The following is a 13616-nucleotide window of genomic DNA, read 5'->3' on the forward strand; positions in this document are numbered from 1 at the left end:
GGTGTCTACCATATGCAGTCAGGTCAGTTGATCATGATTCTGGTGGGCGTGTTGTTATTGTTTTTGGCTGTGCGCAAAGGCTTCGAGCCGCTGCTACTGGTGCCGATTGGTTTTGGCGGCATCCTCGCCAACATTCCAGGTGCAGGCTTGGCTATGTCGGCGGTAGAAAATGCCATCTACTTCGCCAAGCCAGAGGTCATGGCTGGTTTAGCGCAGGTGATGGGGGTGGTTTACGAATCGCCAACTCAGTTGCTTGAAGCCTATCACCACGCCGGCGCTGCGGCCCACGTGGCGGCAATCCAAGTGGCCAACGATGCCAACTACTTTGATGGCATGTTGTATATGTTTTTACAACGTGTCGATTGCCAGTGGTGTTGCGCCTTTATTGATTTTCATGGGCGTTGGCGCCCATGACCGATTTTGGCCCGCTCTTGGCCAATCCGCGCACTTTGTTTTTAGGTGCGGCCGCACAGTTTGGTATTTTCGCCACGGTGTTAGGTGCCGTCGGCTTGTCGGCACTGGGGGTGATGAATTTTACCATTCAAGAGGCCGCCGCTATCGGCATTATCGGTGGCGCTGATGGCCCCACGGCGATTTATGTGACCAGCATGTTGGCGCCAGATTTACTAGGTGCGATTGCGGTGGCAGCCTATTCCTATATGGCGTTGGTGCCGTTAATTCAGCCGCCAATCATGCGCGCCTTAACTACCGTTGAAGAGCGCAAAATTTAAGATGGTGCAACTGCGCGCCGTCTCCCGGCGCGAGAAAATCGTTTTTCCCATCGCGCTGGTGATTCTGGTGGCGTTGTTGTTGCCATCGGCGGCGCCTTTGTTGGGCATGTTCTGCTTGGGTAATCTGATGCGCGAGTGCGGCGTGGTAGAGCGCTTAAGCGATACGGCGCAAAATGCCTTAATTAATATCGTGACCATATTTTTGGGTTTGTCTGTCGGCTCTAAGCTCGCGGCGGATAAATTTTTAGACCCAAAAACCATGGGCATTTTAATCCTCGGTATTGTTGCATTCTGTATCGGTACCGCTGCGGGCGTGTTGATGGCGAAACTGATGAATCGCTTTAGCAAAATGCCAATCAACCCTTTAATTGGCTCGCTCGGTGTGTCCGCCGTGCCAATGGCTGCGCGCGTATCGAATAAAATTGGTTTAGAGGCTAATCCGCAAAACTTCTTACTGATGCACGCAATGGGCCCGAATGTGGCTGGTGTTATTGGTTCAGCGGTTGCTGCCGGCGTTATGATCTCGATGGTTTCTGGTATGTAATGCCGATGCCTGTAGTATCAATATATCTAGTATCAATATATCTAGTATCGATACATCTAGAATCAATACCTCAAGTGTGAATGAAACAAGCTCGATTGAGTATTGAGTGAACATAAAAAAGCCCGCAATCGCGGGCTTTTTTACATTTATAGTAATGTAATGCTGGGTTGCAACGCTCAGTGTTCTTCGCGCGCGAAAGCGAGAGAGAAAGCTTTCGGGCCAACGTTCACCGCAGCTGTTGCCGACATCATGGAAAGCATGGTCTTCACGCCTTTTTGTTTGGCAAAGGTTCTGAATTCAACCAGGTCCGGGTTGTTTTGGATGTCTTCGAGCAAGCCGCCGTAGCTCATGACGATGGTATCCGTGGCTAAGCCAGACAGGATTGAGCTCTTCGCGTGCTCGAACAAATCCTTGAGTGCGCCCTGATAGCCTTTACTCTTTTTAAAGGAGTGGGTTTCACCATTGTGCAACTCGATCACGGGGTTGATGCCAAAAGTTTCTGCAAGCTTGTAAGACAACCAGCTAATTTTATGATCGCCTTTGCGCAGATTGCGGCGTTCGCGCATGTAGGACAGGTCGAATGGCACAATGTAGCCGTAAACCTTGTCGCGCAGTGCATTGATACGGGCAATGGCCTTTGCTTGTGATTCTTGTTTTTCATGGACGAGTTTAGCGAACTCGGCAACCAATACCGCGTGACCGCTAAACATCGAGTAACTGTCTAGCATGCGAATGCGAAAGGGCGTTGGGCGCTGGCTTTTGTCGCGAAACTTCGGCTCGTTAATCATCGCCGCTTCGGTAACCCGATTGTAGACCTGACTCTTGCGGCTGTTGATCGTGATTACATTGACGCGATCGTATTTGGGTAAAAAGTGCTGTTCAAAGATTTGGGTCACGTCGTCGACAGAAAGGGGCTCGGATTGCGCCGTGTTGTAGCGGCTGCGCGAGTGACCTCGGTAGAAGTCTGCCATTGCTGTGGCGTTGCGGTCATCTTGGTAGGTGCCGTCGGCATGGTGGATATAAATCGGCAAAATTTCTATGCCGTGCTTACATATAAACTCCGGTGATAAATCACAACTAGAGTCAACTGCAATTCCGATGCGGTTAGAACTTGAATTTTCCATGATAACCTCGCTTTCCATAATATGATGGCACTATAGAATTAAAGCGAGAGCAGCGGTATCAGCGCTTTGATCGACTTTCTGACAGGAAAACGCAGCAGTGCTTGTAAGCTTTGGCTTACAGTGGTGTCGCCAATATCAATAGGGCTGATTATTGAGCTCTTTGGTGTAGGCACACCTCTAGGGTTGCCAAACCGGTGTGGGCAATTAATTGCTGGCTGAGCACCGGGCCCTGGGCTAAATGTTCGATCCTGTGGTTCGCACCGGAAACGGTTGTGGGGCGGCTTAGGTCTAAATTGATGCCGATATCAACTAAGCCAGGTTTTGCCGCGCCGGTCACCATATTGGTGATCTCGCCCACCAGATCGCACAGCTCGTCGTCCGCATTGACGGGGTCTTGGCCGAGCATCCTTCGGAAAATATCGAGTATCAACTCCCGCGAAAAACTGATGGCCATGCTGCCCGACAGGGATTCGCTCTCCAGCGCTATCACGCCGGATACGGCGCCGCTGGCAGTGGCATCGCTTTTTACCGAGGTGGCACCGGGGTTGGATTCCAATTGCGCCATGGTTAGTAGCACTTGCTCGAGTGCGTTGTAAAATGGCTGAATCAACCTACTATTCATTCACGCAGAACCACTTATCAGCAGACAGGTCGATCAAGTATAGGAAGGATTAGCGCGCACTGGTGGCAACAAACTGGAATTTTCACAGACCAATAAGTTCTATAAACTACAGGGCAACTCCTATAATTGCGCGTGGCCTCTGGCTTATAGCGCTGGCTTGGCGAAGAAGCGTTATAGTGCCAGCAGCAACCGCTGTTTGCTCTAGCCCGCGGGGTCAGAACGCATGCCTTGCTGTCCGCCTAGTGTTAAGGTGCAATTATTAGAAATGTCCAAAAGCTAGCAATAACATTATCAAGAGGGATAGCGATTATGTACATCACTAAGGCTTTAAAATTCATCTCCTGCGCAGCGGTACTATTGCTGGGTGCGCAAACGCAGGCGCACGATAAAACCCCGGAAGTAACCATTGAGGCTATTCCTGTTGCCGAGGGTATCTACATGCTTACGGGCTCAGGCGGTAACATGGGCTTAAGTGTGGGCGATGACGGTGCCTTTTTGATCGATGATCAGTTCGCGCCATTAACCGATAAAATTCAAGCCAAAATAGCGACCTTGTCGGACCAGCAGGTTAAGTTTTTAATTAACACCCACTGGCATTTTGACCACACAGGCGGCAATGAAAATTTTGGCAAGCGCGATGCCATTATCGTTGCCCATCACAATGTGCGCACCCGTCTTGAAGCCGGTGGCGTGATCGAGGCCTTTAAAAAAGAAGTGCCGCCAGCGCCCAGCGTTGCGCTGCCCGTGATCACATTTGAGGAGTCGTTAAGTTTTCATTTCAATGGCGAGACCATTCACGTAGAACATCCGGCACCCGCCCATACCGATGGCGATGCCATTGTGTTTTTTGACAAGGCCAATGTGGTGCACATGGGCGACACCTATTTTAACGGTTTCTACCCTTTCATCGACGCCAGCAGTGGCGGCAGTGTGTTGGGTGTCATTCAGGCGGTCGACAGTGTGCTAAAAAAAATTGACGGCAAAACCAAAATTATTCCCGGTCACGGCAAGCTAAGTAATAAAGCGGAGTTGCAGGCCTATCACGATATGTTGGCGGCCGTGTATGCCGAGGTGAAAAAACTAAAGGCTAAAGGGATGTCTGTGGAAGCAGTGGTTGCCGCTAAACCCACCGCGAAGTTTGACGCCAAATGGGGCGCCGGCTTCTTGGCTCCCGATGTTTGGGTGGCTTTGGTCTACGGAGCGATGTAATGCGTATTTTTGAAACCAAAACCGCACCCAATGCCCGTCGAGTGCGGATGTTTTTGGCCGAGAAATCGCTATTGTCAACGGTTGAGTTTGAACAGGTTGATATTCAATCCGGTGAAAATTTAACCGAGGCCTATAAGCAAAAAAATGTTACCACGAAAATACCGGTGCTCGAATTGGATGACGGCACCTACATCGGGGAATCGATGGCGATTTGCCGCTATTTTGAAGCGCTGCATCCAGAGCCGGCGTTGTTTGGACGCGCGCCTAAAGAGCAAGCCATTATCGAAATGTGGCAGCGCCGCGCAGAGTTCTATTTATTTCTGCCGGTGGGCATGTGTTTTCAACACACCACGGGTTATTTTAAAGATCGTATGAAGCCGATAGCGGAGTATGGCGAAGACTGTGGCCGCCAAGCCTTGGCTTTTATGGAAAGCTTGAATACGCACTTGGCAAGCTCGGACTACCTTGCTGGCGACAGTTTTTCTGTCGCCGATATCACGGCCCTATGCGCAGTGGATTTTGCCCGTGTTGTGAAGCTGCGAGCAGCGCCTGAGTGGCAGCATTTACAGCGCTGGCATCAAGCTGTGAGTGCGCGCCCGAGTGCCAGTTGTTAGTTAAACGTTAAGCCGGTTTCACGTCACTGGGTGTTATGCCGGTCCAGCGTTTGAAAGCGCGGCGAAAGTTATTTACGTCGCTAATTTGAAAATAATCGGCCAGTTTTTGGTTGCTCCAGCCCTGGTCGGTCAAGAGGCAAAGTGCTTGTTGACCGCGAAGGCTATCTTGTAGCTGCTGAAAGCTAGTGCCTTCCACTTTTAACCGGCGCTTCAACGTTGCCGCACTTATCCTTAAATGTTTAGCTAGGTCGTTAAGTGTTGCTTGAGGCCGCGGCTTTAAAAAACGCTGCGCTAACATCAATAAACTGTGTTGCCTGGGCAGTGACGCCAGCAAGCCTTTGCATTCTTCTAGCCAAGGTTCAGCCTTAGAGCCTTTCGTGGTAATAACGTCAGCCATTGGCAAGTTCAAGCGCCAAAGCGGCGACGGGCTTTGTATCGACTGATCAAATATTGCGTAACTGCAGGTCTCGCTTAAGGGCAACTGCCAATGCAGGTGTATTTTTTTATGCTCGCTGATCCAGCCGTACACGAAGCTACTGGCCGCGAGTAAAAAGAAACGCGCGAGATCTACCCGGCCCAAGGGGCAGTAAAAATCAAGATGAATGTGTTGCTGTGAATGGGCTGGCCGAATTAATACCTGTGGTGCCCACAGGGCTTGATAGCGCGCCAGCAATCTAAGCCCTTGGTATACATTTGGCGTTTGCAGCAGCGCCTTGGCTAGGGGTTCATCGCTATAGAGTAGCCGGCTACCGAGTTGTAGCGGCAGATCCTCGGCGCCGAGCGAGCGGGATTGCCGCACTAGGCGAAATAACTGTGATGGTGCAATAAGGCGCTGGCTATTTTGAAGGTCGTGCGCGAACAATCCCGTGCCCGCTAGAAACATGTCGGGCTGATCGTGCCGCGCCGCAATTAATCCATAAAGCTCGCGTGCCAGAATTGGGCGTATTACCTTGTCGTTGACGGTAAACATTAGGCGCAGTCCTTTATTGCGCCGTGCCGGTAAGTTTGCGGTAATTGCCGCAGGGCGCGGGCAAAAAAGGCCTCGGCGCTTTCATTCGACAGGCGGCAGAGGCTTACACTGGTGACTGGGCTCGCGATAACGCGGCTGGCATTTTCCAGTAGTTGTTGGCAAATACCTTGCGCGCTATGCCAATCTTGATGAGGAATTAGTAACGCAAAGCGATTGCCGCCAAGCCGGCAGAAGCTGTCCTCACCGGTCAAATGCGCGAGCATGGCTTCGGCAAAACCTTGCAAGAGTTGATCGCCGCGATTCATGCCCAGTGTGCGATTAATGTCGCGTAGTTGATCGAGTTCGATCAAGGCCAAGAATAATGGGGTTGCCGTTTCGCGATCGCAAGCCAGTGCCAACTGCTGTTGGAAGTGGCGCGCAGTGTAGGCGTTGGTGAGCGGGTCGATAAGCTGGTGGTCGCGGTGAAAATTTTCTCGGCTGCGCAGCTGACGATTGATGAGGGCCTGTTCTTTCAACCAATTAAACAGTCCTACGGTTAGCAGCAGCATAGCCAGCGGCGCGCTAAAAGATTCCAAGTTTTGAAACAGGCGGGAATCGCTCGGGTAGCTGATGAATTCATCAAGTAAATCCAAACAGGTAAAACCCCAATAACAAAGTGCGCCAGCAAAGAGCCATTGTGTCACTCGTCCTGCTGGGCGCGCGCAAAGCAATAGCACTATCCATGTTAATGCCAATATACAAGATAAACCTTCGCCGGCGACATCGCCCCAGTGTACCGAGGCCTTGGCATCGCCCGCGTGCAAGGTTAGGGCGGCCAGCAGGGCGCCAAATAACGGGAGGGCGATCAGCCGCTTGGCGTGATGACGCAGGATAAATGCGGTGTAGTAGCGCAGTCGATAAATTAGCATCCGGTTAGCATAGCGAGCCAGTATGACAATTTTGTGCCTCGCCTTAATGCCTGTTGAGCTGATGTGACCCGGTCATATTGGTGCATGGGTTTGCGTAGCGATTGGCTTGGTTGACAAGAGATTGTCACAAAGCGGCGGCAGGATGGCGTCCATCAATTATTCCCGATGGAAACCTGTTATGAAAACGCGCATGAAACCCCTCGCCATAGCTTGCTGCTGGGCACTGACATCACCGGCTTTTGCAGCACCAGAGATAGAACAAATATTGGTTCTTGGGCAGACTGGCTCCGCCAGTAAATCCCTAGCGGCGCAGCGTCAAGCAAATAATTTAATAACCGTGGCCTCAAGCGACGCTATTGGTGATTTCCCCGATGCCAATGCCAGCGAGTCGCTACAGCGGTTGGTTGGTTTATCCATTGAGCGCGACCAGGGTGAGGGGCGCTTTGTACGAGTACGCGGCTTGGCGCCGGATTACAATGCGGTAACTATCAATGGCGCCCGGGTGCCTGCCCCTGAGGCTGGCCGTCGCGCCGTGGCGCTCGATGTTGTTCCATCTGATTTAGTCCAGTCCTTGACGGTAACAAAATCCCTAACCCCCGATATGGATGCCGATTCGCTCGGCGGCGCCATCGATATTAAAAGCAGCTCGGCCTTTGATCGCGATGGTGAATTTTTTAAATTCAGCTCTGAAGCGGGCTACAACGCACTGCAAGATGAATTTAGCCCGAGCTTATCAGCTGCCTATTCCAATCTGTTTGCCGATGAGACCTTTGGTGTGGCTGTAGCGGGTAGTTTTGTCGAGCGTAAATTTGGCTCCGACAATGTGGAAACCGGTGGTGGTTGGGATTTTGACGACGCCGCGCGCATGGTGGATTTAGAACAGCGCGACTATGTGATAACACGGGAGCGCCAAGGTTTGGCGGCTAACCTAGACTGGCGCCCGAGCGAGACTCAACAGTGGTTTTTGCGCGGCTTGTACAGCGAATTTTCCGATGACGAACAACGCAATGCGGTAGTGGTTGAGTGGGAAGACGGCGTCGATGTGAATGGCTCAACGGCCGAGGCCGCTGTGGCGCGCGAGTTGAAGCAGCGCAAAGAAACACAAACAATTCAATCGCTTTCCCTAGGCCTCGATCAGCAGATGGGGCAGTGGGAGCTAGGCGTTATGCTGGGCTGGGGGCAGTCGGAAGAGGATACGCCCGATCATATTGAATCGGCCTTTGAATACGACGGCGATTTACCGTTGTCGGTGACCGGAAGTGAAAAGCCCTTACTCGCCGGTGATCGATTCGATTATGCCGGCTATGAGTTAGATGGCATAGAAGTGTCTGAAACCTTTACCTCGGATCAGGACCAGAGTTTGCGATTAGATTTAACCCGCCACTTCGAATTAGCCGATGGTGAGCTAAGCGTTAAATTCGGTGCCAAGGCGAGCCGGCGCGATAAAGAAAACGACGCCAGTTTTTGGGCGCTAGAAGATCTCGATGACGCAGGCGTTGCCGAACAAGATCTTTTGCTGTCGGCGTATTTAGGTGCAGAAGCTGACTATGGCTTGGGCGATTTTGGCGCTACTACTAACCTGCAAAGTATCCGAGCACTGGTCGATCAAGTGGGGCTTGCGGGTTACGAAGACGACGTAGAGTCGACCCTGGGTGATTTCACCATGACTGAAGACATAGATGCCGGCTATGTCATGTTAACCGCTAATCTTGGCGAGTTGACACTGATCGGCGGTGCGCGCGTTGAAGCGACGCGTTTTTCCGCCAGCGGCTGGCGCTACGATGACGCCGCGGGAGAATTCAGCCCGCGTGCCGAAGACCACGAATACACCAATACCTTGCCGTCGCTAATAGCCCGTTACGATCTCGATCAAGACACAGTAGTGCGCGCGGCCTTTACCACTAGCTTAGTGCGCCCAACCTTTGAGCAAGCGGCCCCTGGTATGTTGCTTGAGGAAGATGACGGCGACGTGGAAGCTGAGTTCGGCAACCCGACCCTGGAGCCGCTAACGGCGAATAATTTCGACCTGGGTATCGAGCACTACATGGGCCGCTTAGGTTTGCTTTCGGCGGGATTGTTTTATAAAGATATCGATAATTTTATTTACAGTACCGATATAGCCGGCGCGGTGGATTTTGAGGATTACGCGAAGGCCGTGACTTATGTAAACGGAGATTCGGCCGAGCTTTACGGCTTGGAGCTGGCGTTGGTAAAACAGTTTGATAGTTTGTCTTATCCTTGGAATGGTTTATTGGTGAGTGCCAATGCTACCTTCACCGATGCCGAGGCGAGCATTCAATATTTTGACGACGGCGAGGCCTTTAACCGCGCGATTGATTTCCCCAGTCAGTCGGCACAAACCGGCAACTTGGCCTTAGGTTATCAAGATGAGACCTTTAATTTGCGTCTATCGGCAGCGTATAAGTCATCGTATTTATTGGAAGTGGGCGAGTTAGATGACCCCGATTACGACGTTTATGAAGACGACCACCTACAGCTGGATCTAATCGCGAAAGTGCACGTTAATAAGCAGCTGATGCTTTACTTCAACGCCTTAAATTTAACCAATCAAGCCTATTACACCTATGTAAACCAACCGCGCTTTAACGCCCAGTACGAAGAGTATGGGCGCAGTTTTCAGCTTGGTTTTAGTTACAGCGGCTTTTAATAGGAGTTAATACATGCGTATTTGTTGGATTGTGTTGGCCGCGCTGAGCGGTTTAGTCATGGCCTGTAACACGGGGCATTATAAATCGCTGGCGTTAGAGGCCAGTACTGACACCTTGGCGCTGCAGCAGTGGCACTTGAATGGCGGCCAGCTGGTGCTGGTTAAAGACGGCCTCGTTTGGCACAAGGATAAAGCCCAGCACCGCGTTGACGGTGAATTCACCAGCCTCGATGTGCGCTATCCCTTTGTCGCCGGTGTGGCCGAGGGCGGCCATCACTTACAGGTTTGGCAGATCACGGAAGCGGGGTTGCAGGCGCAATCGCAGGTACTGTTTGCCGATATACTGGCAGATGAGCAGTGTTTGTATTTGAGCCGGCAAAGTGGGCAGCTGTTTAGTTTTATTCAAGATGGCCGTGGCGCTAGCCAGCAGTGGCTCTTGGCCGAGACGGGGCAGGTCTTGGCAAAACCCTTGCGCGTGCGCGATCTCCCCGTTCCCAATGGCACTGGCTTGTGCACAGCGGACGACGCCCGGGGTTTTGTTTTCTTAGTGGAAGAGGGGCAGGGTATTTGGCGTTTGCCGGCGGAGCCAGAGGCCTTACCGGCTCGGCGGCCAGTGTTGCTCAATGAGCCTTTCGGTGAATTAACGGGCGATATTGAGGCGCTTGTCAGTTTACCCGAGGGTGATTTATTGGCACTGAGCGATCAACGTCTCTGGCATCTGCGTCCCCAGTCTTCGGGCTTGGCGGCTGATATGGCGCTACAAACCTGGGCTTTGCCCTTGGCATCGCCCGAGTGGCTCAGCGCTTGGTGGGCGCCGGCGGGCTTAACGGTTGCCGTGTTTGACGAGGAGGTTGCCCAGCTCTATACCGGCCTATTGCCGCTGAAAAAGCCGCAGGCCTTCACGCCAGAGCTGATTGCTCAAGTGCCCCCAGTGCGAGAAACACCGCCGGCGCGGCAGACCGGTGACGCCATGGATGACCCGGCAATATGGGTCAATGAAGCTAATCCGCTCAAATCTCGGGTACTCGGCACGCACAAAAAAAGTGGTTTGTATGTTTACGATCTAGACGGGCAGGCGCTGCAATTTTTACCCGATGGCAGGCTCAATAATGTCGATGTTAGAAACTATGGCTTGCGCGCTGGCCTAGGCTTTGACTTAGCGGTTGCCAGCAAGCGCGATGATAACAGTGTGCTGCTATACGGCATTGATAACACGGGCCAGGTACAGAAATTGGCGAGTTTTGAAACCGAGCTGGATGAGATTTACGGTATCTGTATGGGGCTGTGGGACAAGCAGCACCAGGTGTTTGTTAACGATAAAGACGGTCGCTTTCAGCAGTATCAGTTAACTCAGCGCGAAAAAAATTGGCACATGACACTGGTTCGACAACTAAAGCTCGATTCGCAACCCGAGGGCTGTGCCTTTGACGATCAGCAAGGCAGATTGTTTGTCGGTGAAGAGGGGCGGGGCATTTGGACCTTAAGCCTAAAAACGGGTGACAGGGTGTTTGAGCTGGTGGCCGAAGTGGGCGATGCGCTCAAGCGCGATGTCGAAGGTATGGCCATCGCACATTATGCCAATGACGAATCACTGTTAGTTGTGTCTAGTCAGGGCAACGACAGTTATTTGCTCTACGACACGGCGCCACCCTACGCCTATCGCGGTCGCTTCCGCGTCGGTTTAGCGCCGGCACTCGGCGTTGACGGCAGCAGTGAAACCGATGGCCTAGATGTGACAACAGTAGCGCTTGGAGCCGATTTTCCCGCTGGCCTTCTGGTCTTGCAGGATGGCCGCAACTTAATGCCGAGCGAGGGCCAGAACTTTAAGTTGGTGAGCTGGCGGGCGGTACTGGATACGCTCGAGCTGCGATAGGTTTTTAATCTTTACGCAAAATTTTCGCTCCTAAAATAAATTGCGTCGATAGGTAGCGTTGATAGATAGCGTCGAGCACCTAGGCTTGGGTGTTCGACCTTGCGTTATGTGCCGTTGAATGAGTGCGGTTAATATTTTCCCGTTAAGGATTCTGTTAGTTGATTTAGCGGTTTCAGCGTTAGAAATTCTCTAGTGGAAAGGGCAATACCTCTAGTTCAGGGGTTGCTAGGCAAGGCTTCACTCGCGCCAAAGAGCTCCTCGGCGGCTACTTTTAAGTCCTCTTGTTGCGGTGTTAAATCGTCGAGCACGCGCAGCAGTAAATTCTTCAGGTGCAGTAACTGGCTGTCAATTTGATCGTACATAACGCCCACCTCCAACAGCTGTTCTAGTTCATCTGGCTTGGGAGATTTCGTCATATCTTCGAGCCAGGCCTTGTGCTCATCTTGCAATAACCCAGCGCGAACAATAGAAATGGCCAAGCGACCGAGCATGGACGCGATGGAGCGATTAAGTGGGTGTTTTGTACCGGTGATGACCTTACGCGACAGCGTTCGAATGGCTTCAAAATAAGGTTGAATCTGCTGATGACGGTTTAACAGCGCCTGCGCACTGGTGCCCTGTGAGGGCGGTTGCTGAGGTTTAGGGTATTTTTGAAATAAGATAGCGGTGGCCTTAAATACGGTTTCAAAATGCAGGTGATCATTGAGTTTGAGTGCCGCCAGAATCATGATATGGGTGTGCGGGCCGTAGCCTGAATAGGCTTTATAGCTGGCCACTATATCGTCGGCTATGCCGATAATTTGCGAACTAATACTGAGTTCATCGCCAAATTTTTGGTTCGGGTAGCCAGTGCCATCGGTGCGTTCGTGGTGGTCGATCACGGCGGCTGTAACATCCTTTGGCAAATCGGGAACCGAGTCCAAAAACCGCTTGGCAATAATGGGGTGCGCAAGTAATGAGTGCCATTCGGCGCGGCTAAAGTCCTGCTTTTTATGGGCCAGCTCGTTGGGAATATAAAGAAATCCACAATCGTGGGTTAGTGCCGCCATAAAAATAATTTGCTGTTCGCGCTCGGAGCGCTGCATTTGCATGGCAATGGCAAGGCTTGCTAGTGCAGTAAAAACGCTGTCGTTGTAAATGTCGTGTAAGCGATTTGCCAGTACCGTTAAGGTTTGCTTTATCAGCGGGAATTTACCGTAGTAACTGCACATTTTTTTCAAGTTGCTGAGATAGTCATCGGAGCCAGTCACTACCTGCAGCCCCGGTACCGTGCTGCCAAATTTTTTCATGTAGTTGAACAGCTTCTCGGCATTGTAGGTTTCTGCGAGTTCAATGCTTTGCTCGATAGGTTTAACCAACTTATGTTGCACGATCATATGCGCGCGGCGCTCGCAGATATCTTCACCTTTTTTTAGAATAATGGCGCCTTGCCGATTGCAAATATCTTCTTTGGCCAGCACTTTTTGGGTTTGGTTCAATTGTGCGAGGTGTTGGCAGAAAAAGGGGCTGCCATCTTGTTGGCTGGCGTCCTGAATTGCCTTTCGCTCGAGCAGATAATGGGTTGTTGGGTTCATGCGGGGCGCTGTTCCTTTGCTGGTAACGTGAGCCTTATCCTAGTTTACATGGCGGTGGCGAATGATCAGTTTAGATGAGCATTCTGCTAAGTGGTGTTATCGGGTGAAAATACTTGTTTAAAAGCGCTAGAAATATTGAGCAGAAGATTGGGTGATAAACTACTACACAGTTTGCTGAGCGCAAGGAAAGTGTAGCAGGCAGATAAGCGATGGTCTGTTTGCTAGGTGGGGAGCACGTGCGAGAGCTTCACCGTTTGTAGGCTAAAGGTGGAGACAATATTTTTAACGCCTGGGAACTTTAAGATTCTACGCATACTGATATCGGCGAAGTCGTCGATATTTTTTGCCACAACGCGCAGCAGGAAGTCGTAATCACCACTGGTGGCATAGCACTCCATGATATTGTCTTCTAACTCCACCGCCCTGAGGAACGCCTCAGTGTCGGGTTCAGAGCGCTGATCGAGCGTAACCTGCACGAAGGCCGTCACGTCTAGGCCTAGCTTGCGTTGGTCGACAATGGCGGCGTAGCTAGATATGACGCCGGTATCTTCGAGTTGTTTAACGCGACGAAAACAGGGGGATTCTGATAGGCCGACCTTTTGTGCCAACTCGACATTGCTGGTGCGACCATTCTGCTGTAAAGCCCTGAGAATACGCCTTTCGCTTTCACTGAATTTCATGGTGGAATTCGCCATAATTTGCTCGAAAAACGGAATTATACGCGCAATTTTATCGGACGTCAGGCAGGTTGCTCGGTGAAACTAGGGAGCAGAAGGGGA

Annotated in this window: 10 protein-coding genes and 1 pseudogene; 5 read left to right on the top strand and 6 right to left on the bottom strand. The window is 51.5% G+C overall.

The features are described from left to right. Window positions 1–12: 12 nt before the first annotated feature. Window positions 13–1275, top strand: a pseudogene (locus tag QWY82_RS11850) (sodium ion-translocating decarboxylase subunit beta). 176 nt (window positions 1276–1451) lie between these two features. On the opposite strand, the gene QWY82_RS11855 reads toward QWY82_RS11850, so the two are convergent. Both QWY82_RS11855 and QWY82_RS11860 read right to left on the bottom strand, forming a co-directional pair. Continuing rightward, window positions 1452–2399, bottom strand: a complete 948-nt coding sequence (locus QWY82_RS11855) for a DegV family protein (protein ID WP_290262543.1) — start codon at window positions 2397–2399, stop codon at window positions 1452–1454. A gap of 148 nt (window positions 2400–2547) precedes the next feature. Beyond that, window positions 2548–3021, bottom strand: a complete 474-nt coding sequence (locus QWY82_RS11860; protein WP_290262545.1) for a chemotaxis protein CheX — start codon at window positions 3019–3021, stop codon at window positions 2548–2550. A 309-nt stretch (window positions 3022–3330) separates the two neighbouring features. On the opposite strand from QWY82_RS11860, the gene QWY82_RS11865 reads away from it, so the two are divergent. Together QWY82_RS11865 and QWY82_RS11870 are read left to right on the top strand one after the other, a co-directional pair. Next, a complete protein-coding gene (locus QWY82_RS11865) occupies window positions 3331–4230 on the top strand; it encodes an MBL fold metallo-hydrolase (protein WP_290262547.1) in 900 nt (299 codons plus the stop codon). Continuing rightward, the gene (locus tag QWY82_RS11870) at window positions 4230–4844 is read left to right on the top strand and encodes a glutathione S-transferase family protein (protein WP_290262549.1); all 615 of its coding nucleotides are present in this window, start codon (window positions 4230–4232) and stop codon (window positions 4842–4844) included. The genes QWY82_RS11865 and QWY82_RS11870 overlap by 1 nt, the downstream gene beginning before the upstream one ends. Window positions 4845–4851: 7 nt before the next feature. Here QWY82_RS11870 and QWY82_RS11875 read toward each other — a convergent pair whose 3' ends face one another. Both QWY82_RS11875 and QWY82_RS11880 read right to left on the bottom strand, forming a co-directional pair. Further along, window positions 4852–5814: an AraC family transcriptional regulator gene (locus QWY82_RS11875; RefSeq protein ID WP_290262551.1), complete on the bottom strand. Its 963-nt coding sequence runs from the start codon at window positions 5812–5814 to the stop codon at window positions 4852–4854. After that, window positions 5814–6722 (bottom strand): GGDEF domain-containing protein, encoded by a 909-nt coding sequence (locus QWY82_RS11880; RefSeq protein WP_290262552.1) that lies wholly within the window; start codon window positions 6720–6722, stop codon window positions 5814–5816. Before QWY82_RS11880 ends, QWY82_RS11875 begins: the two co-directional genes overlap by 1 nt. Window positions 6723–6900: 178 nt before the next feature. On the opposite strand from QWY82_RS11880, the gene QWY82_RS11885 reads away from it, so the two are divergent. Together QWY82_RS11885 and QWY82_RS11890 are read left to right on the top strand one after the other, a co-directional pair. Next, window positions 6901–9390: a TonB-dependent receptor gene (locus tag QWY82_RS11885; RefSeq protein ID WP_290262554.1), complete on the top strand. Its 2490-nt coding sequence runs from the start codon at window positions 6901–6903 to the stop codon at window positions 9388–9390. A gap of 13 nt (window positions 9391–9403) precedes the next feature. Then, window positions 9404–11263 carry a phytase gene (locus tag QWY82_RS11890; RefSeq protein ID WP_290262556.1) on the top strand — a complete coding sequence of 620 codons (1860 nt, stop codon included), beginning with the start codon at window positions 9404–9406 and terminating at the stop codon, window positions 11261–11263. A gap of 215 nt (window positions 11264–11478) precedes the next feature. On the opposite strand, the gene QWY82_RS11895 is transcribed toward QWY82_RS11890, so the two are convergent. Together QWY82_RS11895 and QWY82_RS11900 are read right to left on the bottom strand one after the other, a co-directional pair. Continuing rightward, complete coding sequence (locus tag QWY82_RS11895; RefSeq protein ID WP_290262558.1) at window positions 11479–12837, bottom strand: HD-GYP domain-containing protein; 1359 nt, start codon at window positions 12835–12837, stop codon at window positions 11479–11481. 221 nt (window positions 12838–13058) lie between these two features. Further along, window positions 13059–13517 carry an Lrp/AsnC family transcriptional regulator gene (locus QWY82_RS11900; RefSeq protein WP_290262561.1) on the bottom strand — a complete coding sequence of 153 codons (459 nt, stop codon included), beginning with the start codon at window positions 13515–13517 and terminating at the stop codon, window positions 13059–13061. Window positions 13518–13616: the final 99 nt, after the last annotated feature.

Origin of the sequence: Simiduia curdlanivorans (assembly GCF_030409605.1) — a bacterium.
GTDB classification, from domain to species: Bacteria; Pseudomonadota; Gammaproteobacteria; order Pseudomonadales; family Cellvibrionaceae; genus Simiduia; species Simiduia curdlanivorans.

Bases quoted from the DNA above. Each gene is read 5' to 3' on its own strand.
- QWY82_RS11855 (WP_290262543.1), bottom strand. From the start codon at position 2,399: ATGGAAAATTCAAGTTCTAACCGCATCGGAATTGCAGTTGACTCTAGT.
- QWY82_RS11860 (WP_290262545.1), bottom strand. From the start codon at position 3,021: ATGAATAGTAGGTTGATTCAGCCATTTTACAACGCACTCGAGCAAGTG.
- QWY82_RS11865 (WP_290262547.1), top strand. From the start codon at position 3,331: ATGTACATCACTAAGGCTTTAAAATTCATCTCCTGCGCAGCGGTACTA.
- QWY82_RS11870 (WP_290262549.1), top strand. From the start codon at position 4,230: ATGCGTATTTTTGAAACCAAAACCGCACCCAATGCCCGTCGAGTGCGG.
- QWY82_RS11875 (WP_290262551.1), bottom strand. From the start codon at position 5,814: ATGTTTACCGTCAACGACAAGGTAATACGCCCAATTCTGGCACGCGAG.
- QWY82_RS11880 (WP_290262552.1), bottom strand. From the start codon at position 6,722: ATGCTAATTTATCGACTGCGCTACTACACCGCATTTATCCTGCGTCAT.
- QWY82_RS11885 (WP_290262554.1), top strand. From the start codon at position 6,901: ATGAAAACGCGCATGAAACCCCTCGCCATAGCTTGCTGCTGGGCACTG.
- QWY82_RS11890 (WP_290262556.1), top strand. From the start codon at position 9,404: ATGCGTATTTGTTGGATTGTGTTGGCCGCGCTGAGCGGTTTAGTCATG.
- QWY82_RS11895 (WP_290262558.1), bottom strand. From the start codon at position 12,837: ATGAACCCAACAACCCATTATCTGCTCGAGCGAAAGGCAATTCAGGAC.
- QWY82_RS11900 (WP_290262561.1), bottom strand. From the start codon at position 13,517: ATGAAATTCAGTGAAAGCGAAAGGCGTATTCTCAGGGCTTTACAGCAG.